We start from the raw sequence: 26,189 nt of genomic DNA on the forward strand, positions 1-26,189 counted from the left end.
ACGACGACACCTGCGCCGGTGCGCGGACCGAGTCCGGCAGCCGACTCGACGACGGCGGTGGCCCACCGTTTCGGGAAGATCCACATCGGCCGTGGGAGATCCACGCCACTGGCCGCGGGTGTCTCCGCGCGTGCGCTGGAGACGCTCGTCCGGCCGGCGATAGGGTAGGCCGACCATCCACGATCCGACCCCGGGGGGGCGCTCCGCATGGGCGATTCGTTCGCGCATCTGCACGTGCACACGGAGTACTCGATGCTCGACGGGGCGGCCCGGCTCAAGGATCTCTTCGCCGAGGCCAACCGGCTCGGCATGCCGGCGGTGGCGATCACCGACCACGGCAACATGCACGGCGCGAACGACTTCTACAAGCAGGCGATGGCTGCCGGGGTCAAGCCGATTCTCGGCGTCGAGGCGTACGTGGCCCCGGAGTCGCGGTTCCACAAGGCGCGGGTGAAGTGGGGCCGGCCGGAACAGAAGAGCGACGACGTCTCGGGCAACGGTGCGATCACCCACATGACCATGTGGGCGGCGAACAAGACCGGCCTGCACAACCTGTTCACCCTCAACTCGCGCGCCTCGATGGAGGGCCACTACGTCAAGTGGCCCCGGATGGACATGGAGCTGATCGCCGAGCACGCCGAGGGCATCATGGCCACCACCGGCTGTCCCTCCGGGGCGGTGCAGACCCGGCTGCGACTGGGCCAGTTCGACGAGGCGCTCAAGGTCGCCGCCGCGTACCAGGACATCTTCGGCCGGGAGAACTACTTCCTGGAGATCATGGACCACGGCCTGGAGATCGAGCGCCGGGTCCGCGACGGGCTCACCGAGATCGCCCGCAAGCTCGACATCCCGCCGGTGGTCACCAACGACTCGCACTACACGCACGAGGCGCAGGCCGAGGCGCACGACGTGCTGCTCTGCGTGCAGACCGGCAGCAACATCGCCGACCCGAACCGGTTCCGCTTCGAGGGCGGCGGCTACTTCGTCAAGAGCGCCGAGCAGATGCGCGCGGTCGACTCCTCGGAGCTGTGGCAGCAGGGCTGCCGCAACACGCTGCTGGTGGCCGAGAAGGTCGACCCGGCCGGGATGTTCGAGTTCCACAACCTGATGCCCCGGTTCCCCGTGCCCGAGGGGGAGACCGAGGAGTCCTGGTTCCGCAAGGAGACCTTCAAGGGGCTGGCCCGCCGCTTCCCGAACGGGATCCCGGAGGGGCACGTCGTCCAGGCCGAGTACGAGCTGGGCGTCATCGTCCAGATGGGTTTCCCGTCGTACTTCCTCGTGGTCGCCGACTTCATCCAGTGGGCGAAGAGCCAGGGCATCGCCGTCGGCCCGGGCCGTGGTTCGGCCGCCGGATCGCTGGTCGCGTACGCGCTGGGCATCACCGACCTGGACCCGATCCCGCACGGGCTGATCTTCGAGCGGTTCCTCAACCCCGAGCGGGTCTCGATGCCGGATGTCGACATCGACTTCGACGAGCGCCGGCGCGGTGAGGTGATCAAGTACGTCACCGACAAGTGGGGTGAGGACAAGGTCGCCCAGATCGCGACCTTCGGCACGATCAAGGCGAAGGCCGCGATCAAGGACTCGGCCCGGGTGCTCGGTTTCCCGTACGCCGTGGGCGACCGCATCACCAAGGCGATGCCGCCGGCGGTGATGGGCAAGGACATCCCGCTGTCGGGCATCTTCGACCCGAAGCACCCGCGCTACGCCGAGGCCGGCGAGATCCGTGGCCTGTACGAGTCCGACCCGGACGTCAAGAAGGTGATCGACACCGCGAAGGGCATCGAGGGGCTGATCCGGCAGACCGGCGTGCACGCCGCCGGCGTCATCATGTCCGCCGAGCCGATCATCGAGCACATCCCGCTGATGCGCCGGGACTCCGACGGGGTCATCATCACCCAGTTCGACTACCCGACGTGCGAGTCGCTCGGGCTGTTGAAGATGGACTTCCTCGGCCTGCGCAACCTGACGATCATCGACGACGCGGTCAAGAACATCCAGCTCAACCACGGCAAGGAACTGGACCTGCTGGCCCTGCCGTTGGACGACAAGGCCGCGTACGAACTGCTGGCCCGAGGCGACACCCTCGGCGTGTTCCAGCTCGACGGCGGGCCGATGCGCTCGCTGCTGCGGCTGATGAAACCGGACAACTTCGAGGACATCTCCGCCGTCCTGGCGCTGTACCGGCCCGGCCCGATGGGCGTGGACTCGCACACCAACTACGCGCTGCGCAAGAACGGCCTCCAGGAGATCACCCCGATCCACCCGGAGTTGGAGGAGCCGCTGCGGGAGATCCTCGCCCCCACCCACGGCCTGATCGTCTACCAGGAGCAGGTGCAGCGCGCCGCCCAGATCCTCGCCGGCTACACCCTCGGCCAGGCCGACCTGCTGCGCCGGGCGATGGGCAAGAAGAAGAAGGAGATCCTCGACAAGGAGTTCATCCCGTTCCGGGACGGCTGCCGCGAGCGCGGCTACTCCGACCAGGCGATCCAGGCGGTGTGGGACGTCCTGGTGCCGTTCGCCGGGTACGCCTTCAACAAGGCGCACTCCGCCGCGTACGGCCTCGTGTCGTACTGGACGGCGTACCTGAAGGCGCACTACCCGGCCGAGTACATGGCGGCGCTGCTCACCTCGGTCGGTGACGACAAGGACAAGATGGCGCTCTACCTGTCGGAGTGCCGGCGGATGCGCATCCAGGTCCTGCCGCCGGACGTCAACACCTCGGCCGGCCCGTTCACCCCGGTCGGACGGGACATCCGCTTCGGTCTGGCGGCGGTGCGCAACGTCGGCGCGAACGTGGTGGCGGCGATCATGCGGTGCCGCCAGGAGAAGGGCGAGTACGCCGACTTCTACGACTTCCTGTCCAAGGTCGACGCGGTGGTCTGCAACAAGAAGACCATCGAATCCCTGATCAAGGCGGGCGCCTTCGACTCCCTGGGCCACACCCGCAAGGGCCTGCTCGCCGTGCACGCCGACGCGATCGACGCCTTCGCCGACGTCAAGCGCAAGGAGGCCGTCGGGCAGTACGACCTCTTCGGCGCCGGCTTCGGTGACGCCGACACCGGGGGCAGCACCACGGTCATGCCCACCATCGGCGAGAGCGAGTGGGACAAGCGCGACAAGCTCGCCTTCGAACGCGAGATGCTCGGCCTGTACGTCTCCGACCATCCGCTCTTCGGCCTGGAACACGTGCTCGGTGCGGCGGCGGACTGCACCATCGCCGCCCTGTCCGAGGAGGGAACCGTCCCCGACGGGGCGGTGGTCACCCTCGCCGGCATCCTCTCCGGGGTGCAGCGGCGGGTCACCAAGCAGGGCCGTGCCTGGGCGTCGGCGACGCTGGAGGACCTGGCCGGTGGGGTCGAGACGCTGTTCTTCCCCAACACGTACGAGGTGATCGGGCAGTACATCGCCGAGGACGCGATCGTGGTGGTCAAGGGGCGGGTGGACCGCCGTGACGACACCCCACGGATCATGGCGATGGACATGTCCATGCCGGATATCAGCAGCAACCCGGCGAACAAGCCGGTGACCCTCACCATCCCGGTGCACCGCTGCACCCCACCGCTGGTGGAGCGGCTCAAGGAAACCCTGGTGCTGCACCCGGGTGACACCGAGGTGCACGTCAAACTGCTCAACGGCGGCAGGACCACCACCCTGCGGCTCGGCCCGTTCCGGGTGGCGCCCACCACCGCGCTGATGGGTGACCTCAAGAGCGTCCTCGGCCCGGCCAACGTCAGCTGACGCTGGCAGGCCCCGCTGGTCGCCGTGGCCCCGGAGGCGGCGGCTGACGGCTTCGTGCGGTCGTCACCTGCCTCCGGTCACGGTCCCCGGGTCGGACAGGCCCGGCCGCATTTCCCGCATCGGCCAACCGACGTCGGCGGCGACCCGGGCCACGAGGCGGAGATTGGCGCTGACGCCGCCGCCGGGGCGCGGTTACCGTCGGCCGCATGGAACTGGAGCAGGCGCAGAAGTTGTGGCAGCCGGAGCCCGGCTGGTTGAACACCGCCAGCTACGGGGTGCCGCCCGAACCGGTCTGGACGGCGGTGCAGGACGCCCTCGCGGACTGGCGGGTGGGGCGTACCTCCTGGGAGGTGTGGGGGGAGGCCACCGAACGGTCCCGGACGGCCTTCGCCAACATGGTCGGCGTACCGGCGGCGGACGTCACCGTCGGCAGTACCGTGTCGCAGCTGCTCGCGCCGGTCGCCGCGGCCCTACCGGCCGGGGCGAGCGTGGTGGTGCCGGAGGTGGAGTTCACCTCGAACCTCTTCCCCTGGTTGGCGCAGGAGCAGCGTGGGGTGCGGGTGCGCACCGTACCGCTGGCGGGGCTGGTCGACGCGATCGACTCCGACACCGACCTGGTCGCGTTCAGTCTGGTGCAGTCCGCCGACGGCACGGTCGCCGAGTACGAGAAGGTCGTCGCCGCCGCCCGTGCGCACGACGCGCTGGTGGTGGTCGACGCCACCCAGGCATGCGGCTGGCTGCCCTTCGACGCGGGCCTGGCCGACGCGGTCGCGGTCGGGGCGTACAAGTGGTTGATGGCGCCGCGTGGTTCGGCCCTGGCCTATCTGGCCCCGGCGCTACGCGAGCGGATGCGCCCGGACGCCGCCGGCTGGTACGCGGGCGCCGACCCGCACTCCTCCTACTACGGCCCGCCGTTGCGGCTGGCTGACGACGCCCGTCGGTTCGACATCTCCCCGGCCTGGTTCAGCTGGGTCGGCACCGCGCCCGCCCTGGAACTGGTCGCCGAGATCGGCCCGCCGGTGATCCAGGCGTACGACGTGGCGCTGGCCAACCGCTTCCTCGCCGGCCTGGGCCAGCCGCCCGGGGACAGCGCGATCGTCACGGTGGAGGTGCCGGGCGCGCAGGAGAAGCTGGCACGGGCCGGGGTACGGGCTGCCGTCCGCGCCGGACGGGTCCGCGCCTCCTTCCACCTCTACACCACCGAGGCGGACGTCGACCTGGCGCTGGACGCGTTGACGAGCTGAGCAGGGTGCCTGCACGCCGCTGGCCGGCACCCCGGGTGGGGTGCCGGCCAGCGTGCTGTGGGTGGGTCAGCTGTTCCAGTGTTGGGCGACGAGGTCGGCGGCCTGCTGTTCCCACTGCGCGTAGTGGTCCGGGTAGGCCGACACCTGCACGGTCTGCGCGGCTCGGGTCAGCGGCATGTCCCGCCAGCCGTCGACCTGCTTCAGGCCCTTGAGGAACGCGGTGGTCGCGTACTCGGGGTCGGTGATCTGCTCCACCGTGCCCCAGCCCGAGGACGGACGCTGCTGGAACAGCCCCTGCGAGTCGTGGTCGTTGCGGTCACCCAGGTGGCCCAGGTTCTCCAGCTTCGACTCCTGCAAGGCGGTCCCGACCGCGACCACGGCGGCCCGCTCGTCCATGCCGGCCTTCTTCGTCGCGGCGATGATCGCCCTGACGTTGCCGACCTGCTCGCCGGAGAGCTCGATGCGCGACTGCTCGCCCTGCACACCGTGCGGAACCAGCTTCGCGGTGTCCACGGCCGGCTTGTCGGCCTGGACGAAGGCGATGGGGTTCGTGTCGACGGGCTCGCCGGTGGTGCCGTGGTTCAGCGGGCCGGCGGCCAGTCCACCGGCGAACGCCAGACCGGCGATACCGAGAACGCTCTTACGCATGATCGTGTTCATGGGGGTGACTCCTTCACACATCGACGCGCGGGTGGCATGGGGGGTGCGGCCACGCACGGACGCCTGCGAACAGGCGCGCGGAAAGTTCATGAGTGGGGGATCGGTGTCCGGCAGGCCGGGGGCCGTGGCGGCCTCGCTCGCGGCGCCGGGACCATGTGTAACGACCACCGGCCCGGCGTCATTCCGCCAACGGCGTCGAGCGCCGGGGTGTCGGGCCAGGCAGCGAGGGCTGCTGCGATCGTTCACAGGGTGTAACCACCGGCGGCACGCCGGGATTCCCCGACCACGCGCGCCAGCGGCACCGGACACCGCCCCCGGACGGCCGCAAATCGGACACCCTGGCACGCCCTGCGCGCTTCCGCGAGGTCGTGCGTCGCTGGTCTGGCATTTTGCGGTAGGTGTCCGCTGCGGCAGACCACGATATGCCGCCACCGACGTCGATCATGCCGCGATGTGGTGGTCGGGGTCTGGTGGCGGCGTGGGTGAAGCCCGTCACAAACGATACGAGACGGTTCCGTATCGAAAAGACTCGCCCTAGGCTCGGGAGCGCTGTTACGAGTCCCGTCCGTGTTTCACGCCGTGGACGTCCCGGGGGAGAGAATTCGCATGGAACCGTACGAGAACACCGGCCACCCGAGGCGCTGGGCGATCCTCGGCGTGCTGGTGGTCAGCCTGCTCGTGGTGGTGCTCGACAACACCATCCTCAACGTCGCGCTACGCACTCTGGCCGACCCGGTGCACGGCCTGGGCGCCACACAGGGCGAGCTGGAGTGGGCGATCAACGCGTACACCCTGGTCTTCGCCGGTCTGCTCTTCACCTGCGGAGTGCTCGGTGACCGCGCCGGGCGGCGTCGGTTCCTGCTGATCGGGCTGGTGCTGTTCGGGCTGGCGTCGCTGCTGTCGGCGTACGCGCAGACCCCCGGCCAGCTGATCGCGGCGCGCGCGCTGATGGGTGTGGGTGGCGCGGCGATCATGCCGGTGACTCTGTCGATCATCTCCAACGTCTTCGATCCCCGGGAACGGGGTCGGGCGATCGGCGTCTGGGCCGGCGCGGTGGGCCTCGCCGTGGCGATCGGCCCGGTCCTCGGCGGTGCGCTGCTCGAGCGCTACTGGTGGGGCTCGGTCTTCCTGATCAATGTGCCGGTGGTGGCGCTCGGTGTCGTCCTGGTGGCGCTGCTGGTGCCCGAGTCGCGCGACCCGCGCCCCGGCCGGGTGGACGTGCTCGGCGTGCTGCTCTCGGTGGTGGGTCTGGTCGCGCTGACCTACGGCATCATCGATGGCGGTGAGCACGGCTTCGGTCGCCCGCTGGTGTGGCTCTCGGTCGTCGGCGGGCTGGCGGTGCTGACCCTGTTCGTCCTGCACGAGCGGCGCAGCGACCACCCGTCGCTGGACGTCCGACTGTTCCGGGTGCCGCAGTTCGCCGCGCCCGTGGTGATCGTCGGCCTGGTCTTCTTCGCCGCGATGGGCCTCTTCTTCTTCAGCTCGTTCTACCTGCAACTGGTCCGTGGCTACAGCCCGCTGGAGACCGGCCTGCTCCTGCTGCCCTTCGCCGGGGCCCAACTGGTCTTCGCGCCGCGCAGCGCCGCCATGGTCCGCCGCTACGGCGGGCGGGCGGTCGCCGTGGTGGGGCTGGTGTTGACCGCGGTCGCGCTGGGCGCCTTCGCCTTCGTCTCGGAGACCACCCCGATCTGGGCGATCCTGGTGTTCTTCTTCCTCCAGGGCGCCGGGATGGCGAACATCATGCCGCCGGCCACCGAGTCCATCATGTCGGCGCTACCCCGGGAGAAGGCCGGCGTCGGCTCCGCGGTCAGCAACACCGTTCGGCAGGTCGGCGGTGCGTTGGGGGTGGCCGTGCTCGGTTCGCTGCTCTCCGCGCTCTACCGGGCGGACGTCGCCAGCGCCGTCGACACGCTGCCGGCGTCGGCTCGAGACGCCGCCACCGAGTCCCTGGCCGGCGCGTACGCCGCGGCGGCGCAGCTCGGGCCGGCCGCGCCGACGCTGATCGCGGCGGCCAACGCGTCGTACGTGTCGGCCATGCACTGGGTGGCCGGGCTCGCTGCGCTGGTGGTCGCCCTGGGCATCCTCGTCGTGCTGCGGTGGATGCCCGGCCGCGCGACCGGGCCGGCGGGCGCGCCGGTGGGCGAGCGGGAACTGGCCGCAACCGCCTAGGTTCGGGACAATGTCTGACATGACTTCCACCGCGGACGAGGCCATCATCGAGGCCACCCTCGACCTGCTCGCCGAGGGCAGCACCATCGAGACGCTCTCCATCGAGGCGATCGCCGCCCGCGCCGGGGTCGGCAAGGCCACCATCTACCGGCGCTGGCCGGGTAAGGAGGCGCTGCTGCTGGACGCGCTGCGCCGGCTCAAGGGCATCGTGCCGCAGCCGGCCGGCCACTCCGTCCGGGACGACCTGGTGCAGCTCGTCGGCGCGGTCGGGCGTCACATCGACCCCCGCGCCGCGAAGATCATGCCCTGCCTGGTGCCGGAGGTGAACCGCAGCCCGGAGAACTACCGGCTCTACCAGACCATCATCGAGCCGCGCCGGCATTTGATGCGCGAGGTGCTGCGACGAGGCGTCCGCTCCGGCGAGCTCCGCGCCGACCTCGACGTCGAGGTGGCGATGGCGCTGCTGACCGGCCCGATGCTGATGCAGCGGATGTTGCGCTGGCATCCGGAACTCGACGAGCGGGTCCTTCCCGAGCGGATCGTCGACGGGGTGCTGGAAGGCATGCGTCCCCGCTGACGGCCCGGCGTGTCCGGTTGGCGTGTCCGGTCCGGCGGCCGTCGGCGGGCACCAGTAGGGTGTCGAACACACGTACTGCCGGCGGCTGGGAGGGAGGCGGCGTGCGCGTGCTGGGCGTCGACCCGGGGCTGACCCGGTGCGGGGTCGGCGTGGTCGAGGGCGTGCCGGGCCGGCCCTGCACCCTGGTCGCCTACTACGTCGTCTACACCGACCCCGACGAGGATCTGCCGCTGCGTCTGCTGCACCTGGACCGCTCGCTCGCCGACCTGGTCGCCGAGCACCGGCCGGACGCGGTCGCCGTCGAGCGGGTCTTCAGCCAGCACAACGTCCGCACCGTGATGGGCACCGCCCAGGCCAGCGGGGTCGCGGTGCTGGCCGGCGCGCGCGCCGGCCTGCCCGTGCAGACCTACACGCCCAGCGAGGTCAAGGCGGCGGTGACCGGTTCCGGTCAGGCCGACAAGAAACAGATGACCGCTATGGTGACCCGGCTGCTAAGGCTGCCCGAGCCGCCGAAGCCGGCCGACGCGGCCGACGCCCTGGCGCTGGCCATCTGTCACGTGTGGCGCGGCGGCACCCGGTCGAAGCTGGCCGCCGCCGCCGACCGGGTACGACGAGGAGGAGCACGATGATCGCCAGCGTGCGCGGCACGGTGATCGCGACCGGTCCGGACCACGCGGTGGTCGAGGTCGGCGGGGTGGGCCTGGCGGTGCAGTGCGCCCCCGGCACCCTCGCCGAGCTGCGGGTCGGTCAGCCGGCCCGGCTCGCCACCAGCCTGGTCGTCCGGGAGGACTCGCTCACCCTCTACGGCTTCGCCGACGACGACGCCAAGCAGCTCTTCGAGCTGCTCCAGACCGCCAGCGGGGTCGGCCCCCGACTGGCCCAGGCGGTGCTCGCCGTGCACACTCCCGACGCGGTCCGCAAGGCCATCGCCAACGCCGACACCGCCGCGTTGACCCGGGTTCCCGGGATCGGCAAGAAGGGCGCCGAACGCCTGGTGCTGGAGTTGCGGGACCGGATCGGTCCGGTGCCGGTCGGCGCGGACGGCGCGGCCGGGGTCACCGGTGGGGCGTGGCCCGAGCAGGTCCGCCAGGCACTGGTCGGGCTCGGCTGGACGGCCGCCCAGGCGGACCAGGCGGTCGCGGCGGTGGCGGAGACCGTCGAGGGGGAGACCCCGCCCGTGCCGGTCCTGCTCAAGCAGGCGATCCGGCTGTTGGGTCGGCACCGGTGACGGGCGACGACCTGGTCTCGGCGTACGTCAGCGACGCCGAGCTGGACGCGGAGGCCAGCGTCCGTCCGAAGCGGCTGGAGGAGTTCATCGCCCAGCACCGGGTCCGCGACCAGCTCGACCTGCTGCTCCAGGGCGCGATGCGGCGCGGCTCCCCACCCGACCACATTCTCCTGTCGGGGCCGCCTGGCCTTGGGAAGCCCGTTTCCGTGGATGCGCTCGTGCTCATGGAGGACGGATCACGGCGCAGGCTGGGCGACATCGTCGTCGGTGACCGCGTCATAACCCGGACGGGTCAGGGCGCGGCGGTGACAGCCGTACACGAGCAGGGCGAACTCGACTGCGTCCGGATCCGTACCGGCAGCGGACGGGAGGTCGTCGCGGCGCCGGACCACCCGTTCTGGACGCCCGAGGGCTGGGCCAAGGCCGGAGACCTCACGGAGGACGACTATCTGGCGAACGTCCTCTGCCCCGATCTAGTCGCCGACGCCACCGAGGACCTCGCGGAGTACAAGCTCGCCGGCTATCTGATCGGTGACGGGTGCACCACCAACCAGGTGACGTTCACCGGTGGGGACGAGGACGTCCTGGCGGACCTCCGGGCGACGTGCGACCAGCTTGGTCACCCGCACACCACGAGGCCCAACAGCGCCCGGAGCTCGCTGATCCGGATCAGTGGCTTACGGCCGTGGCTGGAGGAGCACGGCCTCCTCGACAAGACCGCCTGGCAGAAGCGCGTGCCGGACTTCGTCTTCCGGGGTGACAGTTGGCAGGTGTCGGCGTTCCTCGCCGCGTACTTCGCCTGTGACGGCTCGGTCAGCCGGCGTGGGCGCGACCGCTACGACGTCGTGGTTGAGTACTACAGCGTCTCCCGAGGGCTCCTCCAGGACGTGCAGCACCTGCTGCTACGGCTGGGGGTTCAGTCCCGATTGAAGCTCAAGCGGGGGCGTTACCAGGGCAGACCCCACGAGTCCTGGCGGCTGAGCATCACCAGTCAGGACGACGTGGCCCGCTTCGTCCAGCGGATGACGATCATCGGTGCGCGGGGCGAGCGGCTCGCGGGATGGGCGCCACGTCGGGACCGCTTCGAGGAGCGGCTCGCCGCCGACCGGGTGGTTTCCGTGGATCGGGTGGGCCTCCACGAATGTCGATGCCTGACCGTGGACGGCGACCATACCTTCACCGTCAACGACTTCGTGGTGCACAACACCACCCTGGCCAATATCGTCGCCGCCGAGTTGGGCGCCGGCATCCGGGTGACCAGCGGCCCGGCGATCGAGCGCTCCGGCGACCTGGCGGCCATCCTGACCAGCCTCGCCGAGGGCGACGTGCTCTTCATCGACGAGATCCACCGGATCGCCAAGCCGGCGGAGGAGCTGCTCTACAGCGCGATGGAGGACTTCCGGGTCGACGTGGTGGTGGGCAAGGGGCCGGGCGCCACCGCCATCCCGCTGGACGTCGAGCCGTTCACCCTGGTCGGCGCCACCACCCGGTCCGGGCTGCTCACCGGCCCGATGCGGGACCGGTTCGGCTTCGTGGCGCACCTGGACTTCTACTCCCCGGCCGACCTGGAGACGTTGCTGCACCGCTCGGCGCGGATCCTCGGCGTGCCGATCACCGACGACGGGGCCGCCGAGATCGCCGGCCGGTCCCGGGGCACGCCCCGGATCGCCAACCGGCTGCTGCGCCGGGTCCGGGACTTCGCCGAGGTCCGGGCCGAGGGGGTGGTCACCCTGGAGACCGCCCGGGCCGCCCTCACCGTGTACGACGTCGACGCGCTCGGCCTGGACCGGCTGGACCGGGCGGTGCTCACCGCGCTGGTCGACTCGTTCCGGGGTGGCCCGGTCGGGCTCTCCACGCTCGCCGTGGCGGTGGGGGAGCAGCCCGACACCGTGGAGGAGGTCTGCGAGCCCTTCCTGGTGCGGGCGGGTCTGCTGGCCCGGACACCACGGGGCCGGGTGGCCACCGAGGCGGCCTGGCGGCACCTGGGTCGGACCCCACCAACTGGTACATTTGGCACCGATGCCCCGCCCGCGCCCGATCTGTTCTCCGCTGCGCCCGATCAGCCGTGATCCGAACGTGATCTGCACCGCATTCGGCGTTCTCAGGCGCAGGGATTAGACTCGCCGCGGTCTGTACAGGATGTGAGAATCCGCCTCCGCTCCGGCGCTTCGCCGCCGGACAGGGGCCAATGGGAAGGTCGCACACCGTGCTTTACCTCGCACAAACCGGCGGAGGCGCCGGTGGTCTGACGCCGATCCTCATGATCGCCCTGCTCTTCGGGGTCATGTACTTCATGATGATCCGGCCGCAGCAGAAGCGCCGCCGTGAGGCCGAGGCCATGCAGAAGGGGCTCGCCGCCGGGGACGAGGTGGTCACCATCGGCGGCCTCTACGGCACGGTCACCGGCGTGGACGACGACACCGTGCTGCTCGAGGTGGCTCCCGGCGTGCAGACCCGCTACGCCCGGCCGGCCATCGCCCGGGTGGTCACCAGGGCCGAGAGCACCGAGCCGACGAGCGAGCCGGTCACCGGGGACGCGGACGCCGTCAAGGAGTGAACAGCACCCCGCCCGTCCGGCAACGGCCGGGCGGGGTGACCGGACAACTGGACAGGTGAGCCGGCGTCCGACGCCGGAGCGGCGGGTCCGCCCGTACGACGCCTCCGCGGCGTCGGCGGCTGGTCCCGCCGACCGTCGGCACCGGCTCCGTGGAGCGCGTCGGCCGGGCCACCCGGTCCGACCTCGCCGCCGCCGCACCGGCGGCGCGACCGTTACAGGGAGACAGGACAGCCGTGGCACCACCTCAGGGACAGATGCGCCCCGGGCGGCAGCTCGCCGTACTCGGGCTCATCTTCGTCGTCCTCTATCTTTTGGTGTTCTTCTCGGGCGGGGCGAGCGGCGGCTGGAAGGACCGGCTGGAGCCCCGGCTCGGCCTGGACCTGGTCGGCGGCACCCGGCTCACCCTGGAGGCCACCAACACCCTCGACGGCAGGCCGCCGACGGCGGAGAACCTCGAGGAGGCCCGGCAGATCATCGAGAGCCGGGTCAACGTCTACGGCGTGGCCGAGGCCGAGGTGGTCACCGAGGGCGACCGGAACATCGTCATCTCCCTGCCCGGCGAGAACCGCGACATGAGCGGCGTCGGCGAGGCGGCCGAGCTGCGGTTCCGCAAGGTGCTCAAGATCACCGATGGTAGCGGCGCGATCGCCAGCCCGGCCCCGTCGCCGTCGGCCAGCGCCTCGCCGCAGCCCTCGGGCAGTGTCTCGCCGAAGCCGTCCGGCAGTGCCTCGGCGAAGGCGACCGCCTCGCCGGGCGCCGGCGGCCAGGGTGGCGGCGCTCCCGCGGCGAGCCCCGGCGCCAGCCCCTCGGCCTCGCCGAGCGCGCCGGCGGCCTCGCCGAGCGCCAGTGCCGCCCCGGTGCCGCAGAGCATCCAGCAGCAGCGCGCGGCGGTCGAGAAGAAGGTCGGCGCCGCCGCCTGGGCCGCGGCCAGCGGCCTGCAGGCTCCGGCCGACCTCGCCGCCGACCCCGCCCTGGCGGAGAAGCTCAAGCCGTTCGGCCAGCTCTCCCCGCAGGAGGTGGCGGTGCTGACGCCGGAGATGCAGTTCAACGTCCCGACGATCACCTGCGCCCAGCTGGATGACCGGCCCGCCGGCTCGGTCAAGGACGAGAAGCAGCGGGCGGTCGCCTGCGAGGGCGGCGCGGTCAAGAACCTGCTCGACGTGGCGAAGGTGCTCGGCACCGACGTCGCCGACGCCGACGCCGCGCTGGACCAGACCAGCCAGTGGGTGGTCAGCCTGAAGTTCACCGGGGACGGCCAGGGCAAGTGGACCGAGCTGACCCGGGAGGCGTTCAACAACGCCGGCAACGCCTGCGACGCGTCGGCGCTGGGGCAGGACGGCAAGTGCCGGGTGGCGGTCGTGCTGGACAACAAGATCGTCTCCTCGCCGGAGATCCAGGGTGTGCTGACCGGCGACTCGCAGATCACCGGCAACTTCAACCAGAAGGACGCCAACGCGCTGGCCGGCAACCTGCGTTACGGTGCGCTGCCGGTGACCTTCGTGGAGCAGGAGCAGCAGAACGTCACCGCCACGCTGGGCGACAGCCACCTGCGGGCGGGTCTGCTGGCCGCCGGCATCGGCATGCTGCTGGTCATCCTCTACTCGTTCTTCTACTACCGGCTGCTCGGCTCGGTCATCTTCCTGAGCCTGGTGCTCTCGGCGCTGCTGGTCTTCGGCGCGCTGGTGTTCCTCGGCCGGCAGATCGGCTTCACCCTCACCCTCGCCGGCATCGCCGGCATGATCGTCTCGCTCGGTGTGGCGGCGGACTCGTTCGTCATCTACTTCGAGCGTCTCAAGGACGAGATCCGGGAGGGGCGCAGCCCGCGCAGCGCGGTGCCGCGTGCCTGGATCCGGGCCCGCCGGACGATCATCTCGGCGAACGCGATCACCCTGATGTCGGCGGTGGTGCTCTACGTCGTCTCGGTCGGCACGGTGAAGGGCTTCGCCTTCGCCCTGGGTCTGGCGACGGTGCTCGACCTGGTCGTGGTCTTCCTCTTCCGGCACCCGATCATGACGATGTTCGCCCGGACCCGGGCGTTCCTCTCCCCACGGGTCAGCGGTCTCGGTCGGGCCCTGCCGGCCCGGACCGAGCAGGCCAACCCCCGCAACCCGCGTGTCAAGGAGGCCTGAGATGGCTGGTGAAGGTGGTCTCGCGAGCCGGCTCTACCGCGGTGAGGCCGGGCTCGACATCGTCGGTCGCCGCAAGCTCTGGTTCGCCCTGGCCGGCGTGCTGGTCCTGATCTCGATCCTCAGCTTCGCGACGCTCAAGTTCAGCCTCGGCATCGAGTTCGCCGGTGGCAACTCGTTCCAGGTGCCGGCGAGCGTCGGCACGCTGGACCAGGCCGAGGCGAAGGTCGGTGAGGCGCTGACCGCCACGGCCGGCGACGCCCACGTGGTGACCGCGCAGCAGGTCGGCAGCACCAGCGGCCAGTACTACGAGCTGCGCACCACGCAGCTCAGCTCGGAGCAGGCCACCGAGGTCCGGGAGGAGATCGCCCGGGAGTTCGGGATCGGCGCCGACCAGATCAGCGGCAACCAGGTCAGCGAGGCATGGGGCCAGCAGGTGACCTCCCGGGCACTGCTCGGTCTGGTCATCTTCGTGCTCGTCGTGGCGGTCTACCTGATCATCCGCTTCGAGTGGCGGATGGCGGTCGCCGCGATCGTCTCGCTGTTCATGAACCTGATCCTCACCGCCGGCATCTACTCGCTGGTCGGCTTCGAGGTCACCCCGTCGACGATCATCGGCTTCCTCACCATCCTGGGCTTCGCGCTCTACGACGTGGTGGTGGTCTTCGACAAGGTGCAGGAGAACGTCCGGGGCATCACCGCCAACAACAACCAGACGTACGGCGAGGCGGCCAACCTGGCGTTGAACCAGTCGCTGATGCGGTCGCTCAACACCTCCGTGGTCGCCCTGCTTCCGGTCGGTGGCCTGCTGTTCATCGGTGCCGGCCTGCTCGGCGCGGGCACCCTGAAGGACCTGGGTCTGGTGCTCTTCGTCGGTATGGCGGTGGCGTTCCTGACCTCGATCCTGCTGGCCACCCCGCTGCTGGTCTGGCTGAAGAACCAGGAGCCGCGGATCGCCGCCCACAACAAGCGGGTGCTGTCCCGGCGGGGTGCGATCGCCCGCGGTGAGATCACCCCGAGGGGGGCGCCGCGGCCGGCCGAGGGCGACGCCGACACGATCGACCCGCAGGCCGCCCTGGCCGGCGCCACGCCGAAGGTGGGTGCCCGGCCGGCCGGCAAGCGGTCGAACGCCGCCCGCGGCGGCCGGTCCGGCGGTGGCAACCGGCCGGGTGGCAGCCGGCGTCGCTGACCGACCGACCCGGGTAACCGACGCTGCGACGGCGTCCTTCATGCTGTGCCAACGGCAGGAAGGACGCCGTCGTCGTACGAGAGGAACACCGTGACGCAGACCCACAGCACCGGGGTACGGGGAGACAGCGGCCCGGAGGTCGCCCGGTTGGTGGCCAGCCGGGTGCTGGACGTGCCGGACTTCCCCAAGCCGGGCGTGATGTTCAAGGACCTGATGCCGCTCTTCGCCGACGGCGAGGTGTTCCGTGCGGTGGTCGACGGGATCGTCGCGCACCACGGGCGCGACTCGTTCGACATCGTGGTGGGCATCGAGGCCCGGGGCTTCGTCATCGCGGCGGCCATCGCGTACGCCACGGGTGTGGGTGTGGTGCCGGTGCGCAAGGCCGGCAAGCTGCCCCGGCCGGCCTACTCGGCGTCGTACGCCCTGGAGTACGGGGAGGCGACCCTGGAGGTCCACCAGGACGCCTTCACCGCCGGGCACCGGGTGCTGGTGGTCGACGACGTGCTGGCCACCGGCGGCACCGCCGAGGCCACCCTCGATCTGGTGGAGCGGGCCGGCGGCACGGTCGCCGGTTTCACCGTCCTGCTGGAACTGGGCTTCCTGGGCGGGCGCGAACGGCTCGCCGGGCGTCGTGTCCATGCCCTGCTGACCGTTTGACCGGCGGGTTGCCGGCTGGCTGCGGCACCGTCCGTCCGGCGGAGGGGCACCGCCCCCGCCGTACGGGTAGCATTGCCCTTTGCTGAGCGGACGGGCGACCGTCCGGGCGGCGCGAGGACCGCACCGGCGAGGGTGCCGGCGCGGAACAAGGCCGGCCCACGGGCCGGTTGCAGAGGGCGTCGACCGGACGGTCGGCGCGTTCCCGGCGAGCGGTGAGGAGGCCGGTGTCCCACGATGTCGTCCCTCCGGTGGAGGGCACGGTGCACCCGACAGGCGACGCTGACAACTCGGTGACCGAGCGGAGGAGCGACCCGCCGGCCCGGGTGACGGGTGACGGCACGACCGCCGAGACCGGTCCCGCCGGCGCGGGGACGGCCCTGCCGTCCGTCGACGGCGACGGCTCGTCGAGCACCGGCTTCGCGTTGTCCCACGCACCCACCGGTCGGCGGGTGCGGGCCCGGCTGGCCCGGTTCAACGCGCCCTGGCAGAGCTCGCAGGTCAGCGAGGTGCTGGAGCCGCTGATCGCGCTGCACCGCGAGAACCACCCCAAGGCGGACGCCCGGCTGTTGCAGCGGGCGTTCGACACCGCGGCGCGCTGGCACTCCGGTCAGTACCGCAAGTCCGGCGATCCGTACATCACGCACCCGCTGGCCGTGGCCACCATCCTGGCCACCCTGGGGATGGACACCACCACCCTGGTCGCGGCGCTGCTGCACGACACGATCGAGGACACCGAGTACACCCTCGACCAGATGCGGGCCGACTTCGGCCCGGAGGTGACCCTCCTGGTCGACGGCGTGACGAAGCTCGACAAGGTCAAGCTGGGTGACGCGGCCAAGGCGGAGACGATCCGCAAGATGGTCGTGGCCATGGCGAAGGATCCGCGGGTGCTGGTCATCAAGCTGGCCGACCGGCTGCACAACATGCGGACGTTGACCTTCCTGCCCCGCCCGAAGCAGGAGCAGAAGGCGAAGGAGACGCTGGAGATCCTCGCCCCGCTGGCCCACCGGCTCGGTATGAACACCATCAAGTGGGAGCTTGAGGACCTCGCCTTCGGCACCCTGTTCCCGAAGCGGTACGAGGAGATCAACCGGCTGATCGGGGAGCACCAGCCGCAGCGGGAGGCGCTGCTGCGCCAGGTGACGCAGAAGGTGCAGACCGACCTGAAGGCCGCCAAGATCAAGGCGGAGACCACCGGCCGGCCGAAGCACCTCTACTCGATCTACCAGAAGATGATCGTGCGGGGTCGCGACTTCAACGACATCTACGACCTGGTCGGGGTGCGGATCCTGGTCGACACCGTGCGGGACTGCTACGCCGCGTTGGGGGTCATCCACGCCAACTGGCAGCCGGTGCCGGGCCGGTTCAAGGACTACATCGCGATGCCCAAGTTCAACATGTACCAGTCGTTGCACACGACGGTCATCGGGCCCACCGGCAAGCCGGTGGAGATGCAGATTCGCACGTACGCCATGCACCGCACCGCCGAGTTCGGCATCGCCGCGCACTGGAAGTACAAGGAGCACAAGGGCACCCAGATCGTCGGCCCGCCGGCGCACATCGACGAGATGACCTGGCTGCGCCAGCTGCTGGACTGGCAGCGGGAGGCGGCGGACCCGAGCGAGTTCCTGGACGCGCTGCGCTTCGACCTGTCCAGCCAGGAGGTGTACGTCTTCACCCCGAAGGGTGACGTCATCCCGCTGCCGACCGGGTCGACGCCGGTCGACTTCGCGTACGCGGTGCACACCGAGGTGGGGCACAAGTGCATCGGGGCGCGGGTCAACGGCAAGCTGGTGCCGTTGGAGTCGACGCTGTCCAACGGCGACGTGATCGAGATCTTCACCTCGAAGTCCGACACCGCCGGCCCCACGCAGGACTGGCTCGGCTTCGTCAAGAGCCCGCGCGCGCGCACCAAGATCCGCCAGTACTTCAACAAGGAGCGGCGCGAGGAGGCGATCGAGGCCGGCAAGGACGCGATCGTCAAGGCGATGCGCAAGCAGGGCATGCCGTTGCAGCGGATGCTCACCTCGGACAATCTGATGGCGATCGCCCGGGACCTGCACCTGGCCGACGTCGCCTCGCTCTACGCGGCGGTCGGCGACAGTCAGGTCTCCGCCCAGTCGGTGGTGCAGAAGCTGATGGCCACCTACGGCGGCGAGGAGGGCGCGGCGGAGGACATCGCCGAGACCGCCGTCGCCACCCGGCCGCCGCGCAGCCGGGCCAGCAGCCACGACCCGGGTGTGGTGGTCCGGGGCGTCAGCGACGTCTGGATCAAGCTGGCCCGCTGCTGCACCCCGGTGCCGCCGGACACGGTCTTCGGCTTCGTCACCCGCTCCGGCGGGGTGAGTGTGCACCGCGACGACTGCGCCAACGCCGAGGACCTCAAGGCGCAGAGCGAGCGGGTGGTCGAGGTGAGCTGGAAACTCACCTCCGCCTCCACCTTCCTGGTCGCCATCCAGGTCGAGGCGCTGGACCGGCACAAGCTGCTCGCCGACGTGACCCGGGTGCTCTCCGACGAGCGGGTGAACATCCTCTCCGCCACCGTCACCACCACCCGGGACCGGGTGGCGGTGAGCCGGTTCAGCTTCGAGATGGCCGACCCGAAGCACCTGGGCCACCTGCTGGCCGCCGTACGCAAGGTCGACGGGGTGTTCGACGCCTACCGGGTCACCTCGGGGGCGTAGCGTCGGCCTTCTGTCGCATCGATGGGTGCCCGGGGGCGTTACCGTGCCCCCGCCGGATGAGGTGACAAGGAACGGCCGATTGATCGTCCGCCAGGAGAGACAGCATTGGGGCGGCCGGCCGGCCGCCCCAATGCTGTCATTGTGGTACCTCAGGAGGCCGACACCGTCAGCGCCTTGATCTCGATGTCGTTCTTCGGGTGGCCGCCACCGGGGCTCGGGTCGAACGCGCCGTCGTGGCCGGCGGCGGTGGCCTTCTTCACGACCTCGATGCTCGCGTCGTCCATCTTGCCGAGGATCATGTAGTCCGGGCTGAGCTGGACGTCCTGGTAGATGAAGAAGAACTGGCTGCCGTTGGTGTCCGGGCCGCTGTTGGCGAGCGCGACCACGCCGGACGGGTACGCCGGCCGGTCGTTGGTCGGCAGGTACTCGTTGGCGTACCGGTACGACGGGCCGCCGGTGCCGTCGGTCTCGCGGTAGCCCTTGCCCTTGGCGCTCGGGTCGCCGCACTGCAGCATGCCCGGGAACATCCGGTGGCACTTCGTGCCGTCGAAGAACTTCTTGCTCGCCAGGTACTTGAAGCTGGCCGCGGCGCACGGCGACTTCGTCAGATCCATCTTGACGTTGATCTTGCCGAAGCCGGTCTCGACCGTCATCGTCTCGCTGCCGGTGGTCGGGTTGCCGGTCGCCGGCGGCAGTCCGACGTCCTTCGTCGTGGGGCTGCGCTGCTCCTTCGGCACCTCGTTCCACACGCAGGTGCCCGGGGCGGCCGACGCGGACGCGTTCGCCGCCGGGGTGCTCTTGTCGTCGTCACCGCCGAGCGTGGTCACCAGCCAGACGGTGCCGGCGACCACGAGCAGCAGGACCGCACCGGCCCCGACGATCGCCTGCGTCTGCCGGCGCTTGCGGGCCCGGGCCGCGCGCTCGGCCATCTCCCGTTCGAGCTTGGCCCGCGCCGCCGCGCGCTGCCGCTCTCTCGTGGACGTCACGGTCACTCCTCCTGGACGTATCTGCGCGGTCGGTACCGCGTTCGGTGGTCTGTCCGGTTCAGCCGGCGCTGGGGCTGGCCGACGGGGCGCCCGAGGCCGGGCTCGTCGCTGCCGGGGCGGCCTCGTTCGGCTCGCCGACGGTGAGCTTCTGGATCACCACGTCGGTCTTCGGCTTGACCTTCTCGCCGGCCCCATTCTCCACGGTCGGGAGGGCACCGATCTTCTCGATCACGTCCAGCCCACCGGTGATCCGCCCCACCACCGGGTACGCCGGCTGGGGCGGGTTGAAGTCCTTGAAGAAGATCAGGAACTGGCTGCCGTTGGCGCCCGGCGGGTTGCCGATCATGGCCACCGTGCCCTTCGGGTACGCCGGCGGCTGGCCGGGGGCCGGGCTGGCCGACGGGCTCGCCTCGGGCGCGGTGGGGACGTTCTCGCTGTAGAAGGAGTAGGTGGGGCCGCCCAGGCCGGTGCCGCTCGGGTCGCCGCAACGCAACGCGCCCTCGCTGGTGATCTCGTGGCAGGTGGTGTTGTCGTAGAACGACCGGCCGGCCAGGTGGGCGATGCTGGCCGCGGCGCAGGGCGCACCGGCGAGGTCCAGTTCGGCGGTGACCGGGCCGCCCTGGTTGGTGGTGATGGTCATCGGCCGGGTGCCGGAGGTGGGCAGGCCGGTGGTGGCCGGGGTGCCGACGTCCTTGAGGTTGGTGTTCGCGGTGGCGTCCTGGGGTGTCCAGAGGCAGGTCTCCTGCGCGGTGTCCCGTTTCGGCTCCCGGTCGAAGGCGCCCAGACCCCACGCCGCCCCGAGCACGACCAGCGCCAGGACGGGCGTGGCGCCCACGCCGGCCTGGATCTGTCGACGCCGCCGCGCGGCGGCGGCCCGCCGGGCCAACTGCCGGTCGAGCTTGGCCCGCGCCAGTTTGCGCTGCCGGTCCCTGCTGGAAGCCACCCGTGCTCCCCTTCCTCTACCCTGGTCGTCACCGGCGCCTCGGGCCGTCGCGGCCGTCGTGGGGCAGGTGCGCCACGCCACACGCCCGCCAGAGTGTACGGGTACCTGCTGGGAAAGTGGTGTACGAGGCCCCGCCGCGGTTTATCAAAGTGCGTCACTGTGGCCGGCGGGACAAAGCGGGGTGGGTCTGCCGGGTGGGTCGGGCCAGCCCGGCGACTAGGCTGCCGGGTGGACGGCGACTCGACGGAAGGGGAGCGGACGTGCTCGTGGCCGGCTTTCCCGCGGACGCCTTAGGCACCAACTGCTACGTGGTGGCGACCGCGCCGGGGGAGCAGTGCGTGGTGGTGGACCCGGGCATCGGGGTGCTCGACCGGCTCGACGCCGTGCTCACCGAGCACCGCCTGCACCCGGCCGCCGTGCTGCTCACCCACGGCCACCTCGACCACACCTTCTCCGTGGCGCCGGTCTGTGGCGCACGCGGCATTCCCGCCTACGTCCACCCGGACGACCGGGAGCTGCTGGCCGACCCGGGCAAGGCGCTCTCGATGGACCTCACCGCCCTCTTCGGCGGGCGGCTGCCGTACGCCGAGCCGGACGACGTGGCGGAGCTGACCGACGGCGCGACCCTGGCCCTGGCCGGGTTGGAGATCACCGTCGACCACGCCCCGGGCCATACCGGCGGGTCGGTGCTGTTCCGGTTGCCCGGCGCCGGTTCGCCCTGGGAGGCCGAGCAGATCTGCCTCTCCGGCGACGTGCTCTTCGCCGGTTCGATCGGCCGCACCGACCTGCCGGGCGGCAGTATGCCGACGATGCTCACCAGCCTGCGGGACAAGATCCTCCCGCTGGCCGACGACACCATCGTCCTGCCCGGCCACGGCCCCGCGACCACCATCGGCCGCGAGCGCGCCACCAACCCGTACCTCGCCGAGGTGGCGGGGACGGACGGCGGGCGACCGGCGGCGCCCACCCGCGGTCTGTAGCCGCCGCGCCCGAGACCTCACCGCGTGGACCGCGCGGGATCGCAAGGAGACTCTGCCGCGCAGCGCGGCTGCCAAGGGAGTACGCCATGAGCAAGCCCACGCCGATTTCCGGCTTCCCGGAGTGGACCACCGGGCAGCGGATCATCGAGCAGTTCGTCCTGGACCGCATCCGCCGCACCTTCGAGCTGTACGGCTTCGCGCCGTTGGAGACCCGCTCGGTCGAACCGCTGGACCAGCTGCTGCGCAAGGGGGAGACCTCCAAGGAGGTCTACGTGCTGCGCCGGTTGCAGGCCGACGCCGACGGCCCGGCCGGTGACGACGCCCTCGGCCTGCACTTCGACCTGACCGTGCCGTTCGCCCGGTACGTGCTGGAGAACGCCGGCAAGTTGCAGTTCCCGTTCCGCCGCTACCAGATCCAGAAGGTGTGGCGGGGTGAGCGTCCGCAGGAGGGGCGCTACCGGGAGTTCCTCCAGGCCGACATCGACATCGTCGACCGGGACACCCTGGCGGCCCACCACGAGGCGGAGATGCCGCTGGTGATCGGCGACGCGCTGCGCTCGCTGCCGATCCCGCCGGTGCGGATCCAGGTCAACAACCGCAAGATCTGCGAGGGCTTCTACCGGGGGGTCGGGCTGGCCGACCCGGAGGCGGCGCTGCGCGCGGTCGACAAGCTCGACAAGATCGGCCCGGTGAAGGTGGCCGAACTGCTGGCCGAGACCGCCGGGGCGAGCGAGGCGCAGGCCAAGGCGTGCCTGGCGCTGGCGGAGATCTCCGCGCCGGACGCCTCCTTCGCCGATGCGGTGCGTTCCCTGGGGGTGAGCGACCCGCTGCTCGACGAGGGCATCGCGGAGCTGACCGCGGTGGTGGAGACCGCCGCCGCACACGCGCCGGGTCTCTGCGTCGCCGACCTGCGCATCGCCCGGGGCCTGGACTACTACACCGGCACCGTCTACGAGACGCAGCTGGCCGGCTACGAGCGGTTCGGCTCGATCTGCTCCGGCGGCCGGTACGACAACCTGGCCAGCGCTGGCACGACCCGCTTCCCGGGCGTGGGCATCTCCATCGGCGTGACCCGGCTGCTCGGCCTGCTCTTCGGGGCGAACGCGCTGTCGGTCTCCCGCAGCGTCCCGACCTGCGTGCTGGTCGCGGTGACCGCCGAGCAGGAGCGGGCGGCGAGCAACGCGGTCGCCGAGGCGCTGCGCTCCCGCGGCATCCCCACCGAGGTCTCGCCGAGCGCGGCCAAGTTCGGCAAGCAGATCCGGTACGCCGAGCGGCGCGGCATCCCGTACGTGTGGTTCCCGGGGGCCGACGGTGACGAGGTGAAGGACATCCGCTCCGGTGAGCAGGTCGACGCGGCGGCCGGGGAGTGGACGCCGCCCCGCGAGGACCTGACCCCGTTGGTGAGCTGAGGTCGTCCGTCCGGGTGCCGGGCCGTCGTCGAAGTGGGCGGCGGCCCGGCACCTTACTGGCGCGTACGCCGACGGCGACTTACGGTGGCGTAAGTTACGCCACCGTAGGGAGATCCGCCATGACCGCTGCGCTGAGCCAGACCGCACTGTTGCTCGAACTCGAACCCGTGGTCGCAAAGAACCTCGACCGGCATCTAGCCGTGGCCAAGGAGTGGTTCCCGCACGAGTACGTGCCGTGGAGCGAGGGACGCACCTTCGACGGGCCGCTGGGCGGCGAGGCATGGACGGAGACCGACTCCACCATCCCCGACGTGGCCCGCACCGCGCTGATCGTCAACCTGCTCACCGAGGACAACCTGCCCTCGTACCACCACGAGATCGCCACCCTCTTCGGGCGCGACGGCGCGTGGGGCACCTGGGTGCACCGGTGGACCGCCGAGGAGGGGCGGCACGGCACCGCCATCCGCGACTACCTGACGGTGACCCGCGCGGTCGACCCGGTGGCGCTGGAGCGCGCCCGGATGACGCACATGTCGGCCGGCTACCAGAACGTGCACGGCGACGAGGTGCTGCACTCGCTGGCGTACGTGTCGTTCCAGGAGTTGGCGACCCGGATCTCGCACCGCAACACCGGCCGGGCCACCGCCGACCCGACCTGCGAGGCGCTGCTGGCCCGGGTGGCGGCGGACGAGAACCTGCACATGGTCTTCTACCGCAACCTGCTGGGTGCCGCCTTCGAACTGGCTCCGGGCCAGGCCATGCGGGCCGTCGCCGACGTGCTGGCGGACTTCCAGATGCCCGGCGCCGGGATCGAGGGCTTCACCCGCAAGTCGGTGGCGATCGCCCTGGCCGGCATCTACGACCTGCGGCAGCACCGCGACGAGGTGGTCGTACCGGTGCTGCGGCAGTGGGACGTCTTCAACGTCACCGGTCTGGACGCCGACGGCGAGGCCGCCCGCGAGCAGGTCGCCCGGCACCTTGACGACCTGGAGCGGGCGGCGTCCCGCTTCGAGGAGAAGCGGGACGCCCGCGCCGCCCGTCTGGCCGCCCGCGCCTGACCTGCCGTGTCCCGGCAACACGCCGGCACTCCCGCTGGCCGTGCCGCCTCCGCTCGTACCGGCGGAGGCGGGCTGTGGCCGCGCGCCGGCCGCGACGGTGCGGTCGTGGGTGGGTCAGGCGGGCGGGGGCAGGGGGAAGAGCAGGCAGGACGAGGTGGCGTGGGCGACCAGTCGGTCCCCGGCGTCGGTGAGGCGGGCCTCGGCGAGGGCGGTGCGCCGGCCGCGTTGCAGCACCGTGCCCTCGCAGCGCAGGGTGCCGGTGGCGACGGTCACCGGGCGCAGGAACTTCACGTTCAGGTCCAGTGAGGTGTAGCCGACGCCGGCCGGCAGGGTGGTGTGCACCGCGCAGGCGGCGGCGGTGTCGAGCAGGGTGGAGATCACCCCGCCGTGGACGGTGCCGAGCGGGTTGTAGTGGAACTCCTGCGGGACCAGTTCGACCACGACCCTGCCCTCGTCGGCTTCCATCCGGGCCATGTCCATCAGGCGCATGATCGGCGGGACGTCGAGCTCGCCGTCGATCATCGCGCGGAGCAGCTCCAGGCCGCCGCGCCGGCCGACGTGCGCCGCGCCCGTCGCCGGGTCGGACCAGGAGAAGGTGCGGCTGCGGGTCGGGTTCTGCGTCTGGGTCATGGACTCAGCCTGACAGCGCGTTGCTGAGTCTGTCAATCAGACCTAGCCTGGTGGGTATGCGACCCGCAGCGCTGGACTGGTCCGTGGAGAACTGCACCATCGCCCGCGCGATGGCCATCCTCGGCGAACGGTGGACCCTGGTGGTGCTCCGCGAGGTCTTCAACGGCGTCCGTCGTTTCGACGACATGCGGGTGCGTACCGGCATCCCCCGGCAGGTGCTCACCAGCCGGCTAACCGCCCTGGTCGCGCAGGGGGTGCTCCGCCGTGCGCCGTACCAGGAGCCGGGCAGCCGGGTGCGGCACGAGTACCGGCTCACCGACAAGGGCCTCGACCTCTGGCCGGTGCTGGTGGCGGTGCTCGGCTGGGGCGACCGCTACCTGGCCGATCCGGAGGGCTCAGCGCTGTCGGTCGGACACCGGGGCTGCGACGCCGAGGTTCAGGTCATCCTGCGGTGCGCCGAGGGCCACGAGGTGAACCGGCCCCGCGACGTGGTGCCGCGACCGGGCCCGGGGGCACGCCGCCGCGCCGACTGAGCCGGGCCACCTTTCCGGTACCCGGCGCGTGGTCGGTGACCCGCCACGCGCCGGTCGGGGCGTCACCAGCCGAAGCCCTCGGCGTACGAGACGCTGGCCAGCACCGCCTGGCCGCTGGCGTTCGGGTGGAAGTAGTCCCAGGTGGAGACCTGGCTCAGGGCGAACGGGTAGCGGAACACCGCGTTGTCGTCGAAGTCGCAGTTCGGGCCGTACGCGGCGCAGGCCTGGGCGAGTTGGGTGTTGTAGTCGACCACCCGCTGCCGGACCCGGTTGCGCCGGTCCACGTCGGCCTGCTCGGTGGAGGTCGGGTTGGCCAGCATGGACGGGCAGATGCCGAACAACGACCAGGCGTTGCGGGCGTTGCCGTTGCCCTTGCCCACCTGCCAGAGCCGGTGGATGTCCGGGATGCTGATCACCGCGACCCGGGCGTCGGGCAGACCGGCCTTGAGCCGGCCGAGGGCGCTGTCGATGTTGGCCCGGAAGGTGCTCACCGGGGTCATCGCGGACTCGGAGCCGGTGCAGGCGTCGTTGGCGCCGATCAGCACCGTCACGTACCCGACGCCCTGGCTGACCGCGCTGCCGGCCTGGCCGGACAGGTCGGCGGACTTCGCCCCGGTGCGGGCGTGGTTGTGGTTGCGGCCCTGGATGGCCGGGGTGGACGCGTGGATGCGCAGGTAGTGGCTGTTGACAGCGGCGTGGTCGCCGGTGCTGAACGACCGCGAGGTGCAGTCGACGTACCACCCGCAGGCGTTGAAGCCGCGGGTGATGGAGTCACCGAGGCTGGCCATCGCGCTGGGCGGTTGGCCGGCGGCGGGGGA

The 26,189-nt window shown here is 71.2% G+C and carries 20 protein-coding genes and 3 pseudogenes; 18 read left to right on the top strand and 5 right to left on the bottom strand.

Annotated elements, in window-relative coordinates; genetic code table 11:
• Positions 1–207: 207 nt before the first annotated feature.
• The gene (dnaE, locus tag E1166_RS04960; protein WP_132336175.1) at positions 208–3,741 is read left to right on the top strand and encodes a DNA polymerase III subunit alpha; all 3,534 of its coding nucleotides are present in this window, start codon (positions 208–210) and stop codon (positions 3,739–3,741) included.
• Positions 3,742–3,947: 206 nt separating this feature from the next.
• Positions 3,948–4,985: an aminotransferase class V-fold PLP-dependent enzyme gene (locus tag E1166_RS04965; protein WP_132336177.1), complete on the top strand. Its 1,038-nt coding sequence runs from the start codon at positions 3,948–3,950 to the stop codon at positions 4,983–4,985.
• Between the two features lie 66 nt (positions 4,986–5,051).
• On the opposite strand, the gene E1166_RS04970 is transcribed toward E1166_RS04965, so the two are convergent.
• The gene (locus tag E1166_RS04970) at positions 5,052–5,645 is read right to left on the bottom strand and encodes a hypothetical protein (protein ID WP_132336180.1); all 594 of its coding nucleotides are present in this window, start codon (positions 5,643–5,645) and stop codon (positions 5,052–5,054) included.
• 606 nt (positions 5,646–6,251) lie between these two features.
• On the opposite strand from E1166_RS04970, the gene E1166_RS04975 reads away from it, so the two are divergent.
• The 12 genes and pseudogenes from E1166_RS04975 (at position 6,252) to E1166_RS05025 (ending at position 18,832) form a co-directional block, all read left to right on the top strand.
• A complete protein-coding gene (locus E1166_RS04975; RefSeq protein WP_132336183.1) occupies positions 6,252–7,814 on the top strand; it encodes an MFS transporter in 1,563 nt (520 codons plus the stop codon).
• 19 nt (positions 7,815–7,833) lie between these two features.
• Complete coding sequence (locus E1166_RS04980) at positions 7,834–8,391, top strand: TetR/AcrR family transcriptional regulator (protein ID WP_243710158.1); 558 nt, start codon at positions 7,834–7,836, stop codon at positions 8,389–8,391.
• Positions 8,392–8,492: 101 nt separating this feature from the next.
• Positions 8,493–9,020, top strand: a complete 528-nt coding sequence (ruvC, locus tag E1166_RS04985) for a crossover junction endodeoxyribonuclease RuvC (RefSeq protein WP_132268801.1) — start codon at positions 8,493–8,495, stop codon at positions 9,018–9,020.
• On the top strand, positions 9,017–9,619 hold the full coding sequence (gene ruvA, locus E1166_RS04990; RefSeq protein WP_132336187.1) for a Holliday junction branch migration protein RuvA: 603 nt from the start codon (positions 9,017–9,019) through the stop codon (positions 9,617–9,619). The genes ruvC and ruvA overlap by 4 nt, the downstream gene beginning before the upstream one ends.
• Positions 9,616–9,816 (top strand): annotated as a pseudogene (locus tag E1166_RS04995) (Holliday junction branch migration DNA helicase RuvB); the annotation flags it as partial. The gene ruvA and the pseudogene E1166_RS04995, both read left to right, overlap by 4 nt.
• A gap of 27 nt (positions 9,817–9,843) precedes the next feature.
• Positions 9,844–10,629, top strand: a pseudogene (locus tag E1166_RS31790) (LAGLIDADG family homing endonuclease); the annotation flags it as partial.
• A 72-nt stretch (positions 10,630–10,701) separates the two neighbouring features.
• A pseudogene (gene ruvB, locus E1166_RS31795) lies at positions 10,702–11,688 on the top strand (Holliday junction branch migration DNA helicase RuvB); the annotation flags it as partial.
• Positions 11,689–11,825: 137 nt separating this feature from the next.
• Entirely contained in the window at positions 11,826–12,176 is a 351-nt protein-coding gene (yajC, locus tag E1166_RS05005; protein WP_207914007.1) for a preprotein translocase subunit YajC, read from the top strand.
• A 233-nt stretch (positions 12,177–12,409) separates the two neighbouring features.
• Positions 12,410–14,305, top strand: a complete 1,896-nt coding sequence (gene secD / locus E1166_RS05010; RefSeq protein ID WP_207914009.1) for a protein translocase subunit SecD — start codon at positions 12,410–12,412, stop codon at positions 14,303–14,305.
• Position 14,306: 1 nt separating this feature from the next.
• Complete coding sequence (gene secF, locus E1166_RS05015) at positions 14,307–15,491, top strand: protein translocase subunit SecF (protein WP_132336189.1); 1,185 nt, start codon at positions 14,307–14,309, stop codon at positions 15,489–15,491.
• A gap of 90 nt (positions 15,492–15,581) precedes the next feature.
• A complete protein-coding gene (locus E1166_RS05020) occupies positions 15,582–16,148 on the top strand; it encodes an adenine phosphoribosyltransferase (RefSeq protein ID WP_132336191.1) in 567 nt (188 codons plus the stop codon).
• 224 nt (positions 16,149–16,372) lie between these two features.
• Positions 16,373–18,832, top strand: a complete 2,460-nt coding sequence (locus tag E1166_RS05025; protein ID WP_132336193.1) for a bifunctional (p)ppGpp synthetase/guanosine-3',5'-bis(diphosphate) 3'-pyrophosphohydrolase — start codon at positions 16,373–16,375, stop codon at positions 18,830–18,832.
• A gap of 149 nt (positions 18,833–18,981) precedes the next feature.
• Here E1166_RS05025 and E1166_RS05030 read toward each other — a convergent pair whose 3' ends face one another.
• Positions 18,982–19,818 carry a peptidylprolyl isomerase gene (locus tag E1166_RS05030; RefSeq protein WP_132268790.1) on the bottom strand — a complete coding sequence of 279 codons (837 nt, stop codon included), beginning with the start codon at positions 19,816–19,818 and terminating at the stop codon, positions 18,982–18,984.
• A 58-nt stretch (positions 19,819–19,876) separates the two neighbouring features.
• Positions 19,877–20,761 (bottom strand): peptidylprolyl isomerase, encoded by an 885-nt coding sequence (locus E1166_RS05035; RefSeq protein WP_132336195.1) that lies wholly within the window; start codon positions 20,759–20,761, stop codon positions 19,877–19,879.
• 260 nt (positions 20,762–21,021) lie between these two features.
• On the opposite strand from E1166_RS05035, the gene E1166_RS05040 reads away from it, so the two are divergent.
• The 3 genes from E1166_RS05040 to E1166_RS05050 all read left to right on the top strand — a co-directional run bounded on the left by E1166_RS05040 (position 21,022) and on the right by E1166_RS05050 (position 24,208).
• The gene (locus E1166_RS05040) at positions 21,022–21,741 is read left to right on the top strand and encodes an MBL fold metallo-hydrolase (protein ID WP_132336198.1); all 720 of its coding nucleotides are present in this window, start codon (positions 21,022–21,024) and stop codon (positions 21,739–21,741) included.
• 86 nt (positions 21,742–21,827) lie between these two features.
• Entirely contained in the window at positions 21,828–23,150 is a 1,323-nt protein-coding gene (hisS, locus tag E1166_RS05045) for a histidine--tRNA ligase (protein WP_132336200.1), read from the top strand.
• A gap of 119 nt (positions 23,151–23,269) precedes the next feature.
• The gene (locus E1166_RS05050; protein WP_132336202.1) at positions 23,270–24,208 is read left to right on the top strand and encodes an acyl-ACP desaturase; all 939 of its coding nucleotides are present in this window, start codon (positions 23,270–23,272) and stop codon (positions 24,206–24,208) included.
• Between the two features lie 114 nt (positions 24,209–24,322).
• Here the strand turns inward: E1166_RS05050 and E1166_RS05055 are convergent, their stop codons facing one another.
• Positions 24,323–24,838 (bottom strand): PaaI family thioesterase, encoded by a 516-nt coding sequence (locus tag E1166_RS05055; RefSeq protein WP_132270901.1) that lies wholly within the window; start codon positions 24,836–24,838, stop codon positions 24,323–24,325.
• 56 nt (positions 24,839–24,894) lie between these two features.
• Between E1166_RS05055 and E1166_RS05060 the strand changes: the two genes are divergently transcribed.
• Positions 24,895–25,371 (top strand): helix-turn-helix domain-containing protein, encoded by a 477-nt coding sequence (locus E1166_RS05060; protein WP_132336204.1) that lies wholly within the window; start codon positions 24,895–24,897, stop codon positions 25,369–25,371.
• Positions 25,372–25,433: 62 nt separating this feature from the next.
• On the opposite strand, the gene E1166_RS05065 is transcribed toward E1166_RS05060, so the two are convergent.
• On the bottom strand, positions 25,434–26,189 hold a 756-nt coding region (locus tag E1166_RS05065; RefSeq protein ID WP_132336207.1), incomplete at its 5' end, for a GDSL-type esterase/lipase family protein.

The organism is Micromonospora sp. KC213 (assembly GCF_004348325.1).
Lineage (GTDB): Bacteria > Actinomycetota > Actinomycetes > Mycobacteriales > Micromonosporaceae > Micromonospora.